The following is a 2,445-nucleotide window of genomic DNA, read 5'->3' on the forward strand; positions in this document are numbered from 1 at the left end:
GCTGACGGCCGAGGGCGCCTTCACCTTCCAGGACCGGCACGCGCTGCGCCGACTGGCGTCCGGCCGGCGGTTCACCCTCGCGGCGGACCCGCCGAGGGGGCACGGTTTCCCGACCGCGCGCAACGAGGCCGCCGCCGTCACCGGGGCGGTACGGCCGGAACGCGGGACAGCGCCCGAACCACTGCCGACCTCCGCTGCCGCGCCTCCCACGGGAACGGTGGCCGAGCCGGCCGCCGCCGTGGCGGCCCGCTCGGTCACCGTTGCGACGTGCGGAGTTGCGGCCGTCGCCCAGGTCGCCTCATCCCAGGCATCGCTGAGCGCCCAGCCGGCCGCGTCGCCGTCCGCCACCGGTGGTGCAGCGACCCGGGAGGAAGCGTCGACGGCGGGCCGCACCGTCGTTCCCGCCCTGTCCGTGGGACATCGCCTGGAGAACGCCCGGAGCAAAGGACGATCCGTGCTGCCTGCATCCGTCCTGGCCTCGACGGCGGAGCCGCTCGTCGCACCGGACCGGACGGCTTCGCCGAACTCCGTGCCCCTCACGGGCGGGGAGTCGCCGGCGCGGGAGCCGGACGGGCAGGCAGCGGCGACACCCGCGACACCCCCGGCCCCGATACCCCTGACGACCAGCAGCGCCACCGTGCCCTCCTTCGGCGGGGCACAGGCGTCCGTGACCGAGCCCGCGGTAGCCGCGACGGGCGGTCCCGCGACCGCTGCGGCATCTGCGGCTGCCGTGGCCGCACCGGTAGTCCGGTCGGCCGCACCGGTCCCGTCGTCCCCGGCGTCGCCGCCGTCCCCGGCGTCGCCACTCCCAGTGTTGCCATCCTCGACGCCGGCACTCCCGGTGAGTGCGCCTTCGTTCTCCCCTCCCGCCGCGGAGTCCGAAGCGGAGCAGGCGGAGTCCTGGCCCGTACCGGCCTGCACCGCTGCCGACCGGGCAGCCCTTCGTGACCTGGTCGGCGACCGCTGGGAGCGGCATGCGGGCGCGGTATCCCGGGCGATGGTCCGGATGCCGGCACTGCGGGCCCGTGACGAGGACGTGGCCAGGGTCGAACTGGGCGCCGCGCACCTCTTCCTGGGTTCCGGCGACGCCGATCCGTTCGGCCCGGAAGCCCTGGTGGCGGGCATGCGGCGCGCAGACGCGGGGATCGCGGCCTATTGGGCCTGTCTGACCGCCGGACTGCGACGGCTGCCGGTGTACCGCGGCCCGGTGCTGCGAGCCTGGGACCCCGGCACCGATCCGGCCGGCGGGCAGGAAACCGGCGGATCGCTCCTGGTGCGGGAACCCGTCACCGCGCTGCCCGCAGCCTCCGCCGCCCGGTATCTTCCGGCAGCGGTGGGGCGCTACGCGGTCCACACCACGACCGGTCGCCGCACCGGCGCCCTGCTGGGTGCGCCGGACAGCGGCGGCGCTCCCGAACAGATCGTCATCCTGCCGGGCACCCGGCTGCTCGTCTGCGCCGTCCACGCCGCCACCGGAGAACTCCCCGGGCGGCTGCTGCTCCATGAGACCCCGTCCGGCGCCGGCGGACGATCGCTGCCCGCCGCGACTCTCTCCCGGCTGGAGGAGGCGGCCCGCTGCGGCACCGACGTCGCGTCCTCCGCGACCGCCTGGCCGCGGCAATGCACCGGCCGACTCGGCTCGTACCTCTCCGCCTCGTAACCCTGGAAAGCAGGTCAGCACCATGAGTACCTCTACACCCCGGACGCCTGAGAACGAGTCAGGTGACGGAGGCGGACGTCCGGCGACGAGCGGGGAGTCAGGTGCCGAGCAGGCACGCCCCGCCGTGCTGCACGCCGCCGTGCTCCCCGTCGTCAGCGGTGAACCGGGCGCGGGCGCGCTGCCCGGCGCGGCGATGCCGGGTGCCGGTATACCGGCGGTGGCCGCCGCGACCGCTGCCGCGACCGCCGCTGCCGCGACCCCATCGACCTCTGCTACCCCATCGACCTCCGCGACCACAGCCGCGGTGCCGGTCGCTCCGGCCACCGTGGCCGCTGCCGTCACCGCGCCGGATCCTGCGACCGGCACCGTCCCCGCGTCCGCGTCCGCAGCGACCGGGGAGCGGGAGCCGGCCGCGGCAGCCGCGAGTGCTTCGGAAGGCGCGACCGCTGAGGCGACGGCTGCCGCGACCGCGACCGCAACGGCGGAGGGCGAGGCGGAAGGCGAGGCCGAGGCGGCCGCTGTGGCCGCGGGCGGTACGGGGAGCGGTCCGCGTGGGTTGCTGGCTTCTGTGCCGGGCCGTCCGGGCAAGCCCATGCTCGCGGCGGCCGCCGTGGTGGGTCTGCTCCTGGTCGCGGTGCCGTTCCTCGTCTCGGGCTCGGACGACGCTCCCGCCAAGAACACCGCCAAACTCGCCGACGGCAGCCCGATCGGCCCCGACAGCACGCTGCCGGGCCTGGTCCCGGGCACGCAGTCCTCCGCATCGCCCGGGACGACCGGTAATCCGG

2 pseudogenes are annotated in these 2,445 nt (G+C 76.2%); both read left to right on the forward strand.

Features of this window, described 5'->3' with window-relative positions:
• A pseudogene (locus O3W51_RS42330) lies at nucleotides 1–1,660 on the forward strand (hypothetical protein); the annotation flags it as partial.
• 22 nt (nucleotides 1,661–1,682) lie between these two features.
• Nucleotides 1,683–2,445, forward strand: a pseudogene (locus tag O3W51_RS42335) (hypothetical protein); the annotation flags it as partial.

This window comes from Streptomyces sp. H39-C1 (genome assembly GCF_027158125.1).
Lineage (GTDB): Bacteria > Actinomycetota > Actinomycetes > Streptomycetales > Streptomycetaceae > Actinacidiphila > Actinacidiphila fildesensis.